Annotated in this window: 12 protein-coding genes; 8 read left to right on the forward strand and 4 right to left on the reverse strand. The window is 58.8% G+C overall.

Going from position 1 to position 17,991, the window contains the following annotated elements; translation table 11 throughout:
- Positions 1–2: 2 nt before the first annotated feature.
- From ACA048_RS03140 to cbiE, 3 genes are read right to left on the reverse strand one after another with little or no spacing between them, the layout of a single operon-like run.
- Positions 3–731, reverse strand: a complete 729-nt coding sequence (locus tag ACA048_RS03140; protein ID WP_497627901.1) for a cobalt-precorrin-6A reductase — start codon at positions 729–731, stop codon at positions 3–5.
- Positions 728–1,825, reverse strand: a complete 1,098-nt coding sequence (locus ACA048_RS03145; RefSeq protein WP_497627902.1) for a cobalt-precorrin-5B (C(1))-methyltransferase — start codon at positions 1,823–1,825, stop codon at positions 728–730. The genes ACA048_RS03140 and ACA048_RS03145 overlap by 4 nt, the downstream gene beginning before the upstream one ends.
- Positions 1,818–3,029, reverse strand: coding sequence for a precorrin-6y C5,15-methyltransferase (decarboxylating) subunit CbiE (gene cbiE / locus ACA048_RS03150; RefSeq protein ID WP_497627903.1), 1,212 nt, complete (start codon positions 3,027–3,029; stop codon positions 1,818–1,820). The genes ACA048_RS03145 and cbiE overlap by 8 nt, the downstream gene beginning before the upstream one ends.
- Before the next feature lie 145 nt (positions 3,030–3,174).
- Here cbiE and cobG point away from each other — a divergent pair, with 145 nt between their 5' ends.
- From cobG to ACA048_RS03175, 5 genes are all read left to right on the forward strand, one after another.
- Entirely contained in the window at positions 3,175–4,482 is a 1,308-nt protein-coding gene (cobG, locus tag ACA048_RS03155; RefSeq protein ID WP_497627904.1) for a precorrin-3B synthase, read from the forward strand.
- Positions 4,475–5,101 (forward strand): precorrin-8X methylmutase, encoded by a 627-nt coding sequence (locus tag ACA048_RS03160; RefSeq protein ID WP_497627905.1) that lies wholly within the window; start codon positions 4,475–4,477, stop codon positions 5,099–5,101. Before cobG ends, ACA048_RS03160 begins: the two co-directional genes overlap by 8 nt.
- Positions 5,101–5,832 carry a precorrin-2 C(20)-methyltransferase gene (locus tag ACA048_RS03165; RefSeq protein WP_477795665.1) on the forward strand — a complete coding sequence of 244 codons (732 nt, stop codon included), beginning with the start codon at positions 5,101–5,103 and terminating at the stop codon, positions 5,830–5,832. Before ACA048_RS03160 ends, ACA048_RS03165 begins: the two co-directional genes overlap by 1 nt.
- Positions 5,832–7,532: a precorrin-3B C(17)-methyltransferase gene (gene cobJ / locus ACA048_RS03170; protein WP_497627906.1), complete on the forward strand. Its 1,701-nt coding sequence runs from the start codon at positions 5,832–5,834 to the stop codon at positions 7,530–7,532. The genes ACA048_RS03165 and cobJ overlap by 1 nt, the downstream gene beginning before the upstream one ends.
- Positions 7,533–7,838: 306 nt before the next feature.
- Positions 7,839–14,927, forward strand: a complete 7,089-nt coding sequence (locus ACA048_RS03175; protein ID WP_497627907.1) for a TcdA/TcdB pore-forming domain-containing protein — start codon at positions 7,839–7,841, stop codon at positions 14,925–14,927.
- Here the strand turns inward: ACA048_RS03175 and ACA048_RS03180 are convergent.
- On the reverse strand, positions 14,924–15,520 hold the full coding sequence (locus ACA048_RS03180; protein ID WP_007945221.1) for a MarC family protein: 597 nt from the start codon (positions 15,518–15,520) through the stop codon (positions 14,924–14,926). The two genes, ACA048_RS03175 and ACA048_RS03180, sit on opposite strands and share 4 nt — an antisense overlap.
- 253 nt (positions 15,521–15,773) lie before the next feature.
- Here ACA048_RS03180 and ACA048_RS03185 point away from each other — a divergent pair, with 253 nt between their 5' ends.
- Genes ACA048_RS03185 through ACA048_RS03195 form a run of 3 tightly spaced genes read left to right on the forward strand, consistent with a single transcriptional unit; the run spans position 15,774 to position 17,986 of the window.
- Positions 15,774–16,523: a hypothetical protein gene (locus tag ACA048_RS03185; protein ID WP_497627908.1), complete on the forward strand. Its 750-nt coding sequence runs from the start codon at positions 15,774–15,776 to the stop codon at positions 16,521–16,523.
- A 60-nt stretch (positions 16,524–16,583) separates the two neighbouring features.
- The gene (locus tag ACA048_RS03190; protein ID WP_497627909.1) at positions 16,584–17,348 is read left to right on the forward strand and encodes a hypothetical protein; all 765 of its coding nucleotides are present in this window, start codon (positions 16,584–16,586) and stop codon (positions 17,346–17,348) included.
- Entirely contained in the window at positions 17,345–17,986 is a 642-nt protein-coding gene (locus ACA048_RS03195; RefSeq protein ID WP_497627910.1) for a hypothetical protein, read from the forward strand. The genes ACA048_RS03190 and ACA048_RS03195 overlap by 4 nt, the downstream gene beginning before the upstream one ends.
- Positions 17,987–17,991 lie beyond the last annotated feature (5 nt).

Consider the following 17,991-nt stretch of genomic DNA (forward strand, 5'->3'; position numbering starts at 1 on the left):
TATCAGGAATGGTCCGACATCGAAAGGGCAGCCAGTACTTCACCCACCGTCTCAAACTCCCGATCAACCGTGGGCAACACCGGCCGCTGCAAAACAATCACCGGTACCCCACGCTCCCGCGCCACTTCCAGCTTCGGCTCCGTCGCTGTGCTGCCGCTGTTCTTGCTGATCAGCACATCAATCTGCCGGCGCTCAAACAGCTCTCGCTCATCCTCGATTACAAACGGTCCGCGCGCGCCGATGACTTCGCAGCGTTCGTTGCCGGGGTAAACGTCCAGGGCACGCAAGGTCCAGAATTGCTCCGGCGGAATTTCGTGCAGGTGCTGCAGCGGTTCGCGGCCGAGGGTAAACAGGGGGCGATGGAAGGGTTTCAGAGTTTCGATCAGTTCCGCCCAGTCGCGGACTTCGCGCCAGTCATCTCCGGCCTGAGGTTGCCAGGCCGGCCGTCGTGACGCCCAGCAGGCAATGCCGGTCAATTGCGCGGCGGTGGCGGCGTTCTGGCTGATTTGTGCAGCGTAGGGATGGGTCGCGTCCAACAGTAGATCAATCCCTTCATCGCGAATGAATTGCGCCAGACCTTCAGCACCACCGTAGCCGCCGACGCGCACCTGACAGGTCAATTCCGTCGGCACGCGACCGACACCGGCCAGGCTATAGATGTGTTGTGGCCCAAGGGTTCGAGCGATGGCCAGCGCTTCCGTCACACCACCGAGCAGCAAAATGCGCTTCATTGAAAAGCTCCCGCATGGCCGACAACTCCACCCTGACGATCAATCGCAAACACTTCGACCTGAACCTGAGCCGGCACCATGCTGCGAGCAAAATCCAGCGCGTGTTGACACACCGCATCACCCAGCGCGATGCCCGCCGCACTGGCCATCGCCAAGGCTTGCTGGCTGGTATTGGCCTCGCGAATCGCCTGTTGCAGCGCCTCATCAGCGCCGACCGCCGCCGCCCATTCGGCCAGTTGCGGCAGATCGATGCTTGAATGCCGGCTGTGCAAATCCATGTGTCCGGCCGCCAGTTTGCTGATCTTGCCGAAGCCGCCGCACAGGCTGAGTTTATCCACAGGCACTTTGCGCAGGTGTTTGAGCACGGCACCGACGAAGTCGCCCATTTCGATCAGGGCGATTTCCGGCAGGTTGTAGACCCGGCGCATGGTGTCTTCGCTGGCGTTGCCGGTGCAGGCGGCGATGTGCAGGTAACCGTTGGTTTTGGCGACGTCGATGCCCTGGTGGATCGAGGCGATGTAGGCCGCGCAGGAGAACGGCCGGACGATGCCGCTGGTGCCGAGAATCGACAGCCCGCCGAGAATCCCCAGGCGCGGGTTCATGGTTTTCAGCGCCAGGGCTTCGCCGTCCTCGACGTTGACGGTGACCTCGAAGCCGCCGTTGTAGCCGAGTTCAGCGGCCAGCAACGTCAGGTGATCGGTGATCATTTTGCGCGGCACCGGATTGATCGCCGGTTCGCCGACGCCCAATACCAAACCGGGTCGTGTCACCGTGCCGACTCCGTGCCCGGCCTTGAAACGAATGCCCGGTTCGGCGCTCAGGCGCACGTGCGTGTACAGCAGGGCCCCGTGGGTCACGTCAGGGTCATCGCCAGCATCTTTGATGGTCCCGGCTTCGGCGCCGTCGTCGGTCAGGCGACAAAATTCCAGGCGCATCTGCACCTGCTTGCCCTTGGGCAAAGCGATCTCGACCGCGTCAGCACTCATCCCGGCCAACAACAGACGCGCCGCCGCCAGACTGGTGGCGGTGGCGCAACTACCCGTCGTCAGGCCGCTGCGCAGCGGGGCGGGTTGTTCGGCGGTTTCGTCACGCATCGCAGGGCTTCGTCACGTCCAGCAGGGTAATGGGCAGCGCCTGGCGCCAGGTGTCGAACTCGCCCAACGGCTGCGCCTGGGCAATGTGGATGCGAGTCAGCTCACCGCCGTAGCGTTCGCGCCAGGCCATCAGGGTCATTTCACTTTGCAGCGTGACCGCGTTGGCAATCAGTCGGCCGCCGGGTTTGAGTTGTGCCCAGCAGGTGTCGAGCACGCCTTCGCGAGTGACACCGCCACCGATGAAAATCGCGTCCGGGCGTTCGAGGCCCACCAAGGCCTGTGGCGCGTTGCCGCGAATCAGTTGCAGGCCGGGAACGCCGAGGGTGTCGCGGTTGTGTTCGATCAGCAGCTGTCGACCTTCATCGGCCTCAATGGCCAGTGCGCGGCAAGTCGGGTGGGCGCGCATCCATTCGATGCCAATTGAGCCGCTGCCGGCGCCGACGTCCCACAGCAGTTCTCCGGGCACCGGCGCCAGGCGTGCGAGGGTGATGGCGCGCACGTCGCGCTTGGTCAGTTGGCCGTCGTGGTTGAAGGCCGAATCGGGCAACCCGGCCAGTCGTGAGAGGCGCGGCGTGTTCGGTTCGGCGATGCACTCGATGGCGATCAGGTTCAGATCGGCGATCAGCGGATCGTTCCAGTCATTGGCGACGCCATCGATGCGCCGTTCGGCGGCACCGCCCAAATGTTCCAGCACTGTGAGGCGGCTCGGGCCGAAACCGCGTTCGCGCAGCAATGCGGCGATGGCGGCCGGGCTTTGACCGTCGTTGCTCAGCACCAGCAGACGCACGCCGCCAAACAACTGCGCATTGAGGGCAGCGACCGGCCGGGCAACCACTGAAAGCGTCACAACATCCTGCAACGGCCAGCCCATCCGCACGGCTGCCAGCGAACAGGAGGAGGGCGCCGGGAGGATTTGCATTTCATCAGCAGGTACTTGCCGCGCCAGGCTGGCGCCCACGCCGAAGAACATCGGATCGCCGCTGGCCACTACGCACACCGGCTCACCGCGTCGGGCCAACAGTGGTTCAAGGGAAAATGGACTGGGCCATAGCTGACGTTCGCCACGGATGCACACCGGCAGCAAATCCAGTTGCCGCTGACCGCCAATAATTCGCGAAGCACGCAGCAGCGCGTGCCGGGCGTTTCTGCCCAGGCCCTTGAAGCCGTCTTCACCGATTCCCACTACTGTCAGCCAGGGTGACATCTGCAGTCCTTAAAAATAGTCCTCAAACGGACGGTTCCGACGGGCAGGCTTTTCATGCCGCCTGACAAAGCAGGCATAATACCGCGCCTTCGCCCGCGAAGCGCCTTTCCCCCCACAGCCGGTCGCCCCCTTGAACGAACGTCCGATGTCCACTGCCTTGCGCCCCTCGGCTTGCCCGGGGTTGCTGCGTATTGTTCAGGCACTGGACGGTGGTATCTGTCGAATTAAATTGAATGGCGGCTCGATCAGCGCCGTTCAGGCCGAGGCGGTGGCTGATGCGGCCGAGCGATTCGCCGGCGGCGTAATCGAGGCGACCAATCGCGCCAACCTGCAAATTCGCGGGATCGGCAGTGAGCACGCGGCGTTGATCGACAGCCTGATGGCGGCCGGGCTGGGCCCAAGCAGCGTCGCTGGTGATGACGTGCGCAACCTGATGCTCAGCCCGAGCGCCGGGATTGACCGGCAGAGGCTGCTCGACACGCGCCCGCTGGCCAGGCAGATTCTTGCGACACTGCAAAACCATGAACGCTTCCACGACCTCAGCGCCAAATTTGCCGTGCAGCTGGATGGCGGCGAAGGCCTGGCGATGCTCGAACATCCGCATGACCTGTGGCTTTCAGCGGTCGAGCGAGACGGCGAACAACGGTGGGCGTTCGGTCTGGCCGGGTGCCCGACAGACGTACCCGCCCGTTCGGTGTCGCTGGAACAGGGCCATGCGCTGGTCATTGCAGTGCTTGAGTTGTTTCTCGAACAAGCGCGCCCCGATCAGACCCGCATGCGCCATCTGCTCGCCGAATGCTCACTCGACGGGTTTCTCGCTCGACTGGCCGAACGTGTGCCGCTGATGACCATCGAAGGCTGGCAGCGCACGGCAACCCCGAGTGGCCTGCACATCGGAGCTCATCCACAGCGTGACGCCGAACGTGTGTACATCGGCGCAGTGCCGCCACTGGGCCGTCTCGATCCCGCGATGCTGCGGGGTGTTGCACAACTGGCGCTGGAACAGGGCGACGGCAGCCTGCGTTTCACGCCGTGGCAAAGCCTGTTGCTGCCCGGTGTTAATACCGACAATGCAGCTCAAGTTATCCACAGCCTCGAACAACTCGGCCTGCGCTGCTCGGCCGATGATGCCTTGGCGCACCTGATCGCCTGCACCGGCTCCAACGGTTGCGGCAAAGGGCTGGCCGACACCAAGGGCGATGCCCGGCAACTGGCGGCGCTGCTGCAACGCCAAGGTCGTGTGCTGAACGTTCACCTATCGGGTTGCTCACGTTCCTGCGCGGCGGCGCACATCGCGTCGATCACTTTGTTGGCGGTCTCTGCCGGTCATTACGACCTCTATTTTCGCGACGCAGCGCAGCCCGGTTTCGGCGCGCTGCACGCACGCAATCTTACTATTGAAGCGGTCGCAGCCTTGCTTGACGACCGTTCACGGAGCTCCCTAGATGCTTGATTACATCCGCGACGGTCAGGAGATCTATCGCAACTCCTTCGCGATCATTCGTGCCGAAGCCAACCTGGCGCGAATCCCCGTCGATCTGGAAAAACTCGCAGTGCGCGTGATCCACGCTTGCGGCATGGTCGATGCCATCGACGGCCTGCAGTTTTCCGAAGGCGCGGGCAAGGCGGGGCGCGAGGCGCTGGCCGCCGGTGCGCCAATTCTGTGCGATGCGCGGATGGTCAGCGAAGGCGTGACCCGCACGCGGTTGCCAGCGAACAATCAGGTCATTTGCACACTGCGCGATGACAGCGTTCCGGAACTGGCCCGTGAGTTGGGCAACACCCGCTCCGCCGCTGCGCTGGAACTATGGCGTCCGCACCTGGAAGGCAGCGTGGTGGTGATCGGCAACGCGCCGACGGCGCTGTTTTATCTGCTGGAAATGCTCGACGCCGGTGCGCCGAAACCCGCCCTTATCCTCGGCTTCCCGGTGGGCTTTGTCGGCGCCGCCGAATCCAAAGCCGCGCTCGCCGCCGACAGTCGCGGTGTGCCGTTTGTCATCATGCAAGGCCGGCTCGGCGGTAGCGCCATGGCTGCCGCCGCCGTTAACGCCCTTGCCACGGAGATCGAATGATGCAGCAACCTGGACGCTTGATCGGCCTGGGCGTCGGCCCCGGTGATCCGGAACTGATTACTGTCAAAGCCCTGCGCCTGCTGCGCGAATCGCCGGTGGTGGCGTACTTCGTCGCCAAGGGCAAAAAGGGAAACGCCTTTGGCATCATCGAAGCACATTTGCAGGACGCGCAAACGCTGCTGCCGCTGGTGTACCCGGTGACCACTGAAGCATTGCCGGCGCCGCTGTCGTATGAGCAAGTGATCAGCGATTTCTACGATGCGGCCGGCGAAGAACTCGCCGCGCATCTGGACGCGGGCCGTGACGTGGCGGTGATCTGCGAAGGCGATCCGTTCTTCTACGGCTCTTACATGTACCTGCATGATCGTCTGGCCGAACGCTATGAAGCCGAAGTAGTGCCGGGCGTTTGCTCGATGCTCGGCGGTGCTTCGGTGCTGGGCGCGCCGCTGGTGTATCGCAATCAGAGTTTGTCGGTGCTGTCTGGCGTGCTGCCTCACGACGAGCTCAAGCGTCGACTGGCCGATGCCGATGCGGCGGTGATCATGAAGCTGGGGCGCAATTTCCCCAAAGTCCGTCAGGTGCTCGAAGAGCTCGGTCTGGCGGAGCGCGCGCTGTATGTCGAACGCGCGACCATGGCCAATCAGAAAATCGTCCCGCTCAATGAGGTCGAGCCGATGTCCTCGCCGTACTTCTCGTTGATCATCGTTCCCGGCGAAAGGTGGCAAGGCTGATGGCCCGTCCAGTTCCGGCGATTGTCATTCTGGGCAACGGCAGCCTCGCGACCGCGCGCAAGATTCAGCAGCTGTACCCCGGCGCGATGATCCATGGCCTGGCCGAACGGGTTGACGGTGCAGACCGTGTCTATCGCGAGTTTGGCGCGACCTTGCGTGAGTTCTATCAACAGGACACGCCGATCATTGCTTTGTGCGCGGCCGGGATCGTGATCCGCACACTGGCGCCGTTACTGCTGGAAAAAGGTGCCGAACCGCCGGTGCTGGCCGTGGCCGAAGACGGCAGCGCCGTGGTGCCGCTGCTCGGTGGGCTGGGGGGCGTGAATGTCATGGCCCGGAAGATTGCCGCCGGTCTTGAGGTCGCTGCGGCGATCACCACCAGCGGTGAATTGCGTTTTGGCACCTGCCTGCTCAATCCACCCAGCGGTTATGCGCTCGGTGATCTGGAACTGGGCAAACGTTTCGTCTCGGATTTGCTCGCGGGTCAAAGCGTACGCGTCGAAGGTGCTGCGCCGTGGCTGGCGCAGGCGCAGTTGCCGCAAGATCCTCAAGCGCATCTATCGATCCATGTCGGCCATGCCGAGCGTGCGCCTGCGGCCAATGAATTGATGATCTACCCGCGCAATGTGTTGGTGGCGGTGGACGGCAAGGTGGCGGATCTGCCTGGAGCCATTCGCGCGGCATTGCATCAGGCGAACATCGCCGTGCAATCGGTGGCCTGCCTGTTGGCCAGCGACCTGTACATGGCCAGTGCGGCGTTGCGTGAAGCGGCACTTGAGCTGGGCGTACCGCTACGCTTTGCGTCATGTAACGGAGTGAGCGAGCTGATGGAGCATGCGGCTCGCGACGCGGCGTTGGTCTGGACGGACACGAACATCGCTATCGCCGTGGCCAGTCAGCCACTGGACGTTACGCGGATCGGCCGCCCGCGCGGTCGTCTGGCCGTGATCGGCCTGGGCCCTGGCGCCGCCGAACTGATGGTGCCAGCGGTCAAGGCAGAGCTGGCGAAGGCCACCGATGTGCTTGGCTATGAAACCTACGTGCGCATGGCCGGACCGTTTCGCGAAGACCAGGTGCTGCATTGCACCGACAATCGTGAAGAGATGCAGCGTGCCCGCCATGCCTTTGAACTGGCGGCGCAAGGCCGCTCGGTGATTGTGGTGTCGTCGGGTGACCCTGGTGTGTTCGCGATGGCAGCGGCGGTGCTTGAGGCCTTGCACGAATCGACTGAGGCGAGTTGGCACAGCGTTGATCTGGAGATACTTCCGGGTGTTTCCGCGTCCTTGGCAACAGCAGCTCAGGCCGGCGCGCCGCTGGGTCACGACTTCTGCGTGATGTCGCTCTCGGACAATCTCAAACCATGGTCGATCATCGAGAAGCGTCTGGACCTGACCGCCGAAGCCGATCTGGCGCTGGCGTTCTACAACCCGATCTCCCGTGCGCGTCCGTGGCAATTGGGTCGGGCACTGGAGATTGTGGCGCAGCATCGCACCAGCGAAACGCCTGTGGTGCTGGGACGTGACATAGGTCGGCCAGGGCAGACCTTGCGTGTGACCACGCTGGGGCAATTGACCCCGGAACAGGTGGATATGCGCACCATGGTGTTGATTGGCTCTTCGACAACCTGCGTGTTCCCGCGTGCCGAGGGCGGCGAGTGGGTGTATACGCCGCGTTGGTATGGCGACAAACCCGCTTCGTGAAGAGTGGCGGCCTCGTTCTGAGGCCGCTTTCCTTTTGAAAATTCTCGCGTCGGGTATTTAAGTGTCCTGATGTAAATAAAGGCGGGGTCCGGTCATGGATAACACTCATATTTATGGAGTGTTGTGATTCGGCTTGTGTGTTTTTTACTGTTTTGCAGGGCGTTTAAGTTTCTGGATGTTCGGCGGGTAATGAATTGTTGGTTTTCCATCGTGAGACGAGAGATTAGTTGGGTTAGTGTTGTTTTCAGAGTCTGATTGGCTCCTTGGTTTTTTTGCCGATTTCTATTTATACAGGGAAGTTTACTTATGGGTGAGCAGGAAGCTCGTCGTGCGAACGGCTATGTCAGTTTTGTCGATCTTTTTAAACTGTCAGATCTTGAGCAGGCCTTGCAGGCCTATAAAGGTACTGACGAATATGACGCTGTTTTTCGATATTACTTCGGGTGTATCGGGCTGCTCGATTTTCCGAGGATGCGTGTGCCGCTGGGCCTGTTGCGCCAGGCGCTCAAGTCTTTGGTTGAACCCAATGGCCGGCGCCGACGTGCCGCTGAGCAGGGGCCGCCATCAGCGCCGGATGAGGGGGCTGCGCCTGGGCTGACAGAAATACAGGACAGACTGGAAGGTTTTCATGCACGGCTGTCCAACAGTATCGAACAATTGAACACAGTGGCGATTGAAGTGCCGAAAAACTTGCACTTTGTCTGGCTCGGTGGCGGTCTTGGGGATATTCAGCGCGACTATATCAATGTCTGGAATAAAGCCGTAGCCGGGGAAGGTTACAGCGTCAAACTGTGGTACGACAGCGACGCATTACTGGCCTACGAAACCAACCGGATCATTGTTGAAGCCGCCAAGGCTGACGCGATGCTTAATGGTGGGCAAACCAGTAAGACCGCCATTGAATTGGGCGACAAGTATGAGGAGCGTGCCATTGTCCTCAAGCAACAAATGTACGCTCATATCTCTCAGGCTGTAGCGCGGGGTATAACCGCCGATGACGCAAGAATTGATCTTCTGGTTCGGGGTTATGGCCAGAATGAAGCGCACCTTAAAGCCTTGAGGGATAAAAACAGCCGAAGTATTTCGGCAATGGGTGAGGGGAGTATTGAACTACGAGACTTGGCGAGCAGTGTAACGCCGCTTAGTTTGCAGGCTATTTACGAACGGGAAATAAGTTTGCGTGGCAATTTCGCCGCCGCGTCCGATGTGGTGCGTGTCGAGGCTTTGATCGCTGAAGGCGGAAGTTACGCCGATGTCGATAACCTGCCACCCCTACAGGAAACGCTTGGCGGCGTGGATATCAGCCAATTCGGCACCGATGCGCGCTTGGGCGTGTTGCAGTTGCTGCTGGATCATAGCCCTGGGTGGATGCCGGGCCGTCAGGCGCTTCGCGGCCAATACACGAACTATTTCGAAGAAATACCCCAGGAACATCGCGTGGAACTGGAGCGCTTTGCCAAAAGTCGCCCCGCCTTGAACAGTGTTTTTCGTCCACCCGCCGAACGCCTCGTCCGTCCTGACGGGATGCGCGCCGTCGCGGAGCAAAGCAGCTTGAGCAATGCGTTCCTGATGGCCCATCCCGATTCGGCCATGCTGAAGGCGGTGATCGAACGTTTCAGGCTCAACTACGAAATGGTCGATGCCACCGCGCGTTTGGCCCTGGAGCGAAATATTGCGCTGATCGACGCCGAGGCCATGATCGGTCTGGCGCAGGAGGTGATCGAGAAAAAATTCGGTCCCTTGCACCAACTGTCAGCGGATGAAGAACTGTCGCTCAGCTTTCTGGTCGAGGCTGCGGCGACCTACCACAGCGACGGTATCCGCCCGCAGAGCGAAGTGACGATCTACCTGACGGGGCCTGCGGCCATGCGCGATGCGATGGCGTCCTACGTCAGAAGGCACTTCACCGTTCGAGCGTCTAATGCCTGGCAAGCGGACGTGGCGATTGCCGCCAAGGGCACGGTCAACCGGGCAACCGAAGAGGAACTGGATCACTCCTGGAAAGAAAATGCGAGCGACACGGCGCAATGGTTGATCAATGAACAAAAACGCTGGCAAGAAGGGCGGTTCAAAACCCGCTTCGCGGGTAGTGTCGCCCAGTTGCTGGAACATCAGACCGTCCAGTTTGAGGAAGGCTGGCCTGTCATCGAGGGGCGTCATGTGTTGTCGACGGTCTTGTTACAGCAACTGGCCGATGAATTGGGGGAGCCATTTCTCAACGCGATGAATGAGCAACACAGCGGTCCGATGACCTTCGAAAAAGCACTGCCATTGAGTTTTGAAGATCGCCAATCAATCCTCGCTCAGGATTCCAGGGCACGGCCTCCGGCTTCACTGAGTGACTCGACGACTCAACAGCTGTCGGTCGATGAAATACTGAGCCGCATCGCCAACGGCTCCTTTCAGAGTGCGCAGTTGAGCCCCCGACAGCGGCTGTTGCTGGGGACATTGCTGGGGGCTTCGGCACTGGATAACCGGAGCTTCGAGGCGGTGGGTATCGAACTGGAAAATCTGGCCAACACGGTTTCCGCGCTGGGCACCTCGGGCCGTTATGCAGCCATCGAGCGCCAACTCTACAAACACAGTGCGCGGGCCTTCCTGGCTGGAATGGACGACACACCCGGCGAGCCGCCGGCGTTTGCCGAACGGGCCCTGGACCTCAAGGAAAGTGCGCTCAAGCAGCCCTTGACCTTGCGTGAGTGGGGCCAGCGGGTTGCCCGGATTCAGCAGCTGGCGAAGCTTGAATTCCGAGACCGGATTGTCGAGCGGGTCGGCATTGTTCTGGATGGCTTCCAAGCCGGTACGATCAAGCTGGTGCCGCAGGATTTGTTGCTGCAGGGCATTGGCGAGCGAGTGGGAGGCCGCTGTTACCCGCTGGCTCTGGCGATGTCCGCTGCATTGACCCAAGGCCCTGCCGCCGCCAATACCCTGCGGGAACGCTTCTACCTCGGCGTCATTGACCCTGAGGAAGTGGACTCTGCGGTCTTTCTGCGCGTCGTGGAAGAGATGCGGGGGCTACAGCTAAACGAGATAGGTGCCACTCTGGCTCGCTCTGATCTGGCACAGGTCGTGGCGTTACTGGAAACCAAGACAGCCACCACTACCTTGATGCTCAACTCCAACAACCACTCCATGCTGGTGGCGAAAACCTTTGATGGCGAGCGCGCCCTCTATCATTTCTACGATCCTAACTTTGCGGTGTTCGAGGTTGAACAGCCGCAGCTGTTTCGAGAGGCGCTGGAGCAGTTCTTCCTGAAGCATGAAATGGCCAGGCAGTACGACGCCTACGGTGAAACTTCACGTCCGATGTTTGACCTGATCGAGCTGGACGGTAGGCGTCTGTCCGAGACATTACTGTCTTCCGGTCTTCGTGTGTCGGACCTGTTGCAACCCGGTCCGCTGAAGGAACAGTCATTGCCTGCAGTCAGGCAGCGCCTGGCCAGTGCTCGCGGCGAGTCGCTAATGAGCAATCCTCGACTGGGCAGCAGTCTGCTGGAGCTGGACGGTCATTGGTGGGGGCAGCAGATCCATCAGGCGACCACCGCGCTCCAGGAAAAGAATCCAGAGGTCGCAGGGTTTGTCCCGTTGTTCGAGACACTGGAAGTGACCCCGGTCGGCGAGTATCGCTTGAGCCTGATCAACCCCCGCAAGCCTGAAGAGCTGGTGCAGGTTATAACCAGCGATCAACGTTTCCTGCGCATCAAAAACTATCTGTCAGCGCATTTCTCGACGTTGGCAACAAAACCCCGAGCACCGGTCAATGAGCCGGATCCGACCGGGGCCGGCAGCGTTCATACACTGAACGCAGGCTTCACTATCCAGGCGCTGATGAATGCGCTGCGTTCTCGGGAAGGCGCCGGGAAACCGTTGACCACTGCCGTCCGGTTGCACGCCTATGTCAATTACGCGCAACTGGTGCACGGTAATGTGATTGATGTGCTTGGCCTGGTCAAACTTGTTCGACAGGCCCTGGCAGAAGAGAAGGTGATCGCGCAGACCTGTGCGCCGGTGGTGAGTGAGGCATTGGGGCATGTGGCTAACGAAGGCGTGGGCGCGGTGTTAGGTTTGGCCAATGCAGGGTTTGATGTTTACCAGTTGGCTACGGCCCAAAACGATGTGGAGCGTGCGCAGTACGGAACTCAATTGGCGTTTGATTCGGCGAGTGTGGTGCTGGCCGGCGCAGGAATCGGTGCCGGTGTTGTCGGTGCGAGTACCGCAGCAGCGGTTCTGGGTGGTGCCGGGGTGATTTTAGGCGGTCTGGCCATCGGGGCCGCAGCACTGGCACAGGGCTTTGCCGTCATTGCGGAGGAGGTGAAACGGGTCGGGTTGTTTTTTGACGAGCTGGAGCGGGCTCATCGTGCAGGGGGCTATCGGTTTGATGAGGGGGGGGATGCGTGGTTGCCTCAACCATCGCTGGTATTCCAGACGCTGGATTTGAATGCGCAAACCTTAAGGTTTGACAGCCCCAGACTGTTCCCCTTGCGCGATCATTTCGGGGTGCCGGATTTTGAAGCGGATTACGAGCGAGCCATTGATATTCGCCGTGAACTCGGCTTGCCGGGCCAGGCCGGTTTCCGTCCCGCTGCCGGACAGACCATCGTGCTGCCCTGCACGCCTAAAACGTTCTACGGCTACGAGTACAAGTGGCTGCCTTTTTCCACGTTGCGTCATGACGTTGGCTTTGATGTGGCCCGTCGCCTGGAGAAAAAGAAGCCGGACGGCCAATACCTGTTCCTCTTTTCTTTTTATTCGTTTCCGGGTGACTACATTGTCTATCGTCTGAACCCGGTCTATCAGCCGACGCTGATCACCGTGCGACTGGACGCGGTTGATCGCACGCTGGTGGTGCCCGATCTGCCGAAATCGTGGCATGGAAAAATCACCTATAGGATTGAAGGCGCCGATGCGCAATGTTCGCTGGTGCTCAATCCCGGGGTCAGCATTGAGCTTGAAGCGCCGTCGCTGAAAACTTCGCGCTGGGTGCTGCAAGCGTCCTGGGCGAACGTCAGCGATGTACAAATGGAAACCTCCGGAGGCGTTTCCATTGGCGCAATCAAGGTGATGATCAGCGGCAAGGGACGCCATGAAATCGTGGTCAAACTCGCCAACAACCAGGTGTTCAGGGTTCAGGGTCGCCAGCTGGTACTTCTGGAGCAAGACGTGGCCCCTGGCATAAACGCGCAGGTTTTGCAGGACTACTTCAAGGCCCTGGCCAATGACCATCGTCTGGCCATGCCTTACACGCCGATTCATCAGTTTCCGGTCCCGTTCGAAAACCCGAACGAACCCAGGTTCGCAAACGCTTGGTACGACGCGGTGGAAGACCGGTTTCTATACATCCGCGATGACGCGCTGGGAGAGGCCGATGGTGCTTTGCTGGGCGCAGTGGTTAGCGGCTATGCCTACTTCTACGACCCGCGCAATTACTTCATCTGGCGAGTTGACGCCGTGACAGGTTTGCTCAGTCATCGTTACAGGCTGTTGGTCGCGAGGATTGCCGATAGCGTCATCACCCACTGCAAGGTGGAGGCGCACGGGGTGATCACAGTTTTTCAGAGGGTCACGCGCCACGACCTGAGGACAGATGAGTTTGTGTACCAGCTGCATGGAGACGAGGTGTTTTTGAGTTCAATGACTCGAGACCTGGACCCGGCTCTGGAAGCTGTCATGAGCACGGCTGACATGCTTGCCGACTGGGCATTGGTGTTTGGCGAGTATGTTTCGCCTTTGCCTGCCTCGACTCACGATGGTGTCACCACCGTCAGCTGGCAGCCTGCGCCTTACGTTTCGGTTTGCTGGAAGGTGGGCTCAACGTTGCGTGATCTGGCCTGGGTTCGCAGCAGCGATCAGCTGATTATTCGTCCAGTCCCGTTGCGACACCGGGTACGAGGCTGGCCGGACTCCATCAAACAATTGAATGAGCTCACGTTGATTCCGCCTGCCAACGATGAGGCTGATGTCTTCGTCATTTACGACAAGACCTCCATGCGTCTATCCCGCCAACAATGGGTTAACGGGGCATGGACCGTGCGACAGATTGCGCCCGAAAGGCTGGTCAATGTGGTGGCTGTGGAAGAAGGTTTCCTGGCGCTGACGCGCGAAGGACTGTTCTTCAATGTGACCGCCGAAGGCCGGCTGCGACTAGGAGGCCTGTCCGATGACTGGCTCAGAGGGCGAGCGCAATGGTGGTTGGCGTTGGACGCGGTGGCCACTCAATACCCGGTCGAAAGTTTTGCAATTGTGGGTTTGACGAATTTCAGCGGGGATGCCCGGTTAAGCGCCTGGTATGTGGATGATCGGCTGTTGCTGTCCGAGTTGGGGCATGGAAAGGAAGTGCGTTTGCTGAGCGTTACGCCGGATAACAAGGCGGTCTGGTTGCTTGAGCGTTCAACCGGCGAAGTCTACCGTCAGGCCTTCATTGACCCCGACGTGCTGGACGGTGCGTTTGGCCCGGGCCTGCGATTATTGCAGGCCGACGCGGTACCGGCCCCGCAGCGCGAGTGGGCGCCCTGGCGGTTTGCCGGGGTCAACGCAGAGGGCGCAGGCCTTCGAGCAACAACGTTTGAAGGGATCCAGGTCGAGCTGCGCTATCAGGAGTCGGTGTTGGTGACCGGGGTTGATAATGATTGGGTTGCCGCTCAGTCCGACCCATTGCACGACAGCCTCAGGACGCTGGTCGAGCAGCATCGGCATACCGATTTCCTTTCGGTAGATGAGCCCGACAGCCGGCAATGGTACGTGCCGCAAACCGGGCGATTGATCCGGGCATCGGCAGCATCAATCCCTGCCGCCGCTTTTGAACTGTTGGGAACGCAACAGCAAACCAGCGTGTTGCTTCATGAAACCACTGGGGGCTTATTGCATACCTATCCGGGCAGGCAGCAAGCCGGGCCTGTCAGTTACATCCAACGCAACGCTGAAGTCCTGGTGGTCGAAGGGCAAATGACGGTAAGTGATCTCTTGCCGCTGATTCCCGACGATGTGAATACCCTGATTCTTCGACTGGGACAGGGAGCTGTCACATGCCACTTGTCGAAACCCGCCTGGTTGAGACTGGAGTCGGTCATCGTCGACTGCCGACATGCGCTGGAAAACACCGTTTCGATTCCGGGGAAGCTCATCTGGGTACTGGACCATCCTCAACGGTTATTGCTGAGCAAGGTCCAGGAGCACTTGGTGATTGTTGATCCAGACTGTGGGGACAGCTTGATCTTCCGCGAAGTGTTCTCAGCCGATATTGCCTTGCGTGGAGATGTGTTTCTGGCGATGAGCGGCTATCGGTCCTTTGCCGTATCCGCACTGGTGAAAACCCTGGTGAGCAGAAAAGACATGACGAGCCCTGTATCGCTCACAGAGCTCCTGCCGGTCGAGAAAGTCGAAGGCATCGCCAGTTAAGGCACCAGGTAGCCCTTCACGCCCGTAAAGATGATCTGCGCCGCCAAGGCGCAGACGAACAACCCCATCAACCGGCTGACAATCTGCAAGCCCTGGTCGCCGAGAATACGCTCGATGTGGTTGGCCAGATAAAGCACGACGCCCACGGTGAAGCTCGCTAGCGCAATGCTGAGAATGGCCGTGAGTTTATCGTCCCAATGCGGTTGGCCTATGCCCATCACCAGCAATGCGCCGATGGTGCCGGGGCCGACCGTCAAGGGAATGGTCAGCGGGACGATGGTCACGTCCTGCTGCACGTTATCGGTTTGCACCGCCGACTTGCCTTGGGCCATGCCCAGCGCCGAGATGAACAGTACGCTGCCGGCACCGATGCGGAACGCGTCCACGGTGATACCGAACACGCTGAAAATCACCCGCCCGAACAAGTACAACAAGACGCTGGACACCAGCGTGGCGACCGCCACTTTCCAGGCCAAGCGTCGTTGTTCCTTGCGCGAATATCCGCGGGTCAAGCTGATGAAGCAGGACAACACGAAGAACGGGCTATAGAGCACCAGCATCTTCAGGTAAACGCTGAATAACACTTGGAGCATGGTTTTGGCTCGCTTCAAAAGAGGGGTGAGGTGAAGTCTATCAGTCGATCAATTGCGTGTGGGGATCGGGTTTCAAAGACCTGATTGTTGTTTGTCTTTATTTGCGTGTTTTTAACTAAGTATGTGGGGGTGGTTATTATAGGTTGAGGGATATGGCGTTACATAGTCTGGATTGTTAGTATTCACTTGTTTGGTTATTATTTTTCCCGCAAGTTCATGAGGATCTTGCTTAAATGTAAATAAGGAATTTGTTATGAATAGCTCAATAGTGAGTGATCAATATATTAACGCCTGCGTTAAAAGTCTGCAGGAATATGAGCTGGATGATGTGGTAACTATTCGCCCTCGTAGTATGTTTACGCTGGGTGACACCGTTGAAGCACCTTCGAAAGCCTCTATCGTGGGCGAAGGTGTGTTGTCTTTCAGCAGTGGCCTCGGTGCTGCGAACCGGTCGGATGCGCAGAATGCTTTTCTCTATGCGAGCCTTGTTGCGAACAAAGCATTTGCACAGGAGTACCAGGGTAAAGAGTGGTACGAGCTGTTTCGGGAAGTCATGACCAAAGCGGGCTGGACGCCTACCAGCAAGTACTACAACGACTTGCACATCAGCGGAACCAGTGTCCGCATGGACAAGCTGGTGTTGGAGATTCTTGGCTCGGTGGTCGCGGGCCTTGCGCTACCGGGGCCGGCTACTGCATTGATGCTGAAAGTGGCGGGAGAGGCGATTGCAGCCCTGCAAAAGCGCGATACGGCACTGACAGTTTATGAGCGAAATCTGTTGGAGCATGGCGTAGGCGGAATAGCGGCCGGCGCGTGCACTGAACATAATGGCGTAGCTATTTTGGCCCTCGGTGCGGTGCGGTTTTTACGCAAGAATACGTCGACCAAAGTGCTGTTTGTGGATGTGGATACTCGGAGTGTGAATCTGTATCGCGGTGAAACAGTTTTTGAAAAAATGACCTGCTCGCCACAGCTACTCGTGAAGTTATTGCAAATAAACTGATCGCGCACGCCGGCAAAATTGCTGACTATGATATCTAATTGAATCTTGCAGGGCGGTCGAGTGTCGACCGCTCTTTTCTATTGGCGAGAAAATGATATGGGTTGTGATTATTTAGTGTCGGTAGTTGGGGCTGCTATCGTGATTGTTCCTGAATCTGATGGGTGGGTAGCTCATGATGATGTGCTCAATTCGGTATTGCTGGCGCAACTGGTTGCCAATAAAGAAGTTGAAAAAAATCCAGAGATTAATTGGTATGACGCTTATGTGAAAGTTTTAGATGACTTCTGGCTACGGCAAACAAAGGCGCGAGAGGAAAGGCTCATCACCGAAAACTGCGGCGAATCGGTGATCGAATGGGTTGCAGCTGCGATGTCCAAAGGTGCTCCAGACGAAGGACAAGATACTGCCGCAACATTGGCACGGGTGGCGAGTGTGTCGGGCACTGAACCTGCAATGAGCTTGCTGCGCAGCCATGTGCAAAAAACGTCCGCAGATGAATCGACTGAAGTACCTGCGCCAGCCAGGATTGTGCGTTTGCTTGTAATTCTGGCGCGAACTCCGACCTCGGTCACAAGCGTGTACCTGGAGTTTAAAACCCGTCAAGAGATAAGCCCCAATCCTTTGGCACAGCGCTTTCAGGCCGAAGATGTACAAGGCACTGTCAGCATGCGTTACGCCCGGGTCTATCTGTCCGAAACCCTATACGGTCCTGCGCGTGATGCTATCGCCTGGAAGGTCAGGGAAAGGCTCAAGGGCAATGTTGCGCTGATAAGCCTGACCGACAGCTGTTCTGGCGTGCAGGTTCCTGAGGAAGTTGAATCATGAGGCAATTGATTGCTCCACCGGCTGCGGTTGTTGGCGGCAGCGTCGTGGCGTTTGCCAGTGGTTTGCCTGCGTCCCACCGAGAAGACATTTACATGAGCACGGCATTTGCGCAATACGCTACCCGTGCTGCGTTTAACGATGGATTGTCGGGTGACTGGTTTGACTACTACCGCAATCAACTGAAGTTTCTCGGATGGGATGTTCCAGAACCTGAAACATTGTTGCCCCTACAGGACGGTCTGATGGGCAGGCAGGCAATGCGAAGTATCTCAACACGTCTCGGCGAGGCATTCGCCCAGCCTATGAGTCGGGCTTTGGCACAGATGGAGCGCAACGCATTGGCGCTCAAGGTCTTCGACTCGACGAGCCTTGGCTCAGATGGCGGTTACTTCCAGATGATTCCTTGCGTGATGAACGGTCCGAACAAAGTTGATATAGGGATTTATCACCGACAGTTTCAAATTCGTCGTAATGTCTCTCGATTCCTGTTTGTCGAGGATCAAACGCTCGTGCACAACAGCATCGAACAGATGGCTGTGATTACCTTCAACACACTTCACTATGCCCAATTTCGGGACAAGGTGAAGCAGTCGGTCATATCCCAGTCTCTGAAATACCTGATCGATCTGGAACTCTGACGAGC

The sequence above is a fragment of the Pseudomonas sp. LBUM1659 genome, from assembly GCF_059716045.1.

Coding starts and splice junctions, on each gene's coding strand:
- ACA048_RS03140 (WP_497627901.1), bottom strand. CDS start 731: ATGAAGCGCATTTTGCTGCTCGGTGGTGTGACGGAAGCGCTGGCCATC.
- ACA048_RS03145 (WP_497627902.1), bottom strand. CDS start 1,825: ATGCGTGACGAAACCGCCGAACAACCCGCCCCGCTGCGCAGCGGCCTG.
- cbiE (WP_497627903.1), bottom strand. CDS start 3,029: ATGTCACCCTGGCTGACAGTAGTGGGAATCGGTGAAGACGGCTTCAAG.
- cobG (WP_497627904.1), top strand. CDS start 3,175: ATGTCCACTGCCTTGCGCCCCTCGGCTTGCCCGGGGTTGCTGCGTATT.
- ACA048_RS03160 (WP_497627905.1), top strand. CDS start 4,475: ATGCTTGATTACATCCGCGACGGTCAGGAGATCTATCGCAACTCCTTC.
- ACA048_RS03165 (WP_477795665.1), top strand. CDS start 5,101: ATGCAGCAACCTGGACGCTTGATCGGCCTGGGCGTCGGCCCCGGTGAT.
- cobJ (WP_497627906.1), top strand. CDS start 5,832: ATGGCCCGTCCAGTTCCGGCGATTGTCATTCTGGGCAACGGCAGCCTC.
- ACA048_RS03175 (WP_497627907.1), top strand. CDS start 7,839: ATGGGTGAGCAGGAAGCTCGTCGTGCGAACGGCTATGTCAGTTTTGTC.
- ACA048_RS03180 (WP_007945221.1), bottom strand. CDS start 15,520: ATGCTCCAAGTGTTATTCAGCGTTTACCTGAAGATGCTGGTGCTCTAT.
- ACA048_RS03185 (WP_497627908.1), top strand. CDS start 15,774: ATGAATAGCTCAATAGTGAGTGATCAATATATTAACGCCTGCGTTAAA.
- ACA048_RS03195 (WP_497627910.1), top strand. CDS start 17,345: ATGAGGCAATTGATTGCTCCACCGGCTGCGGTTGTTGGCGGCAGCGTC.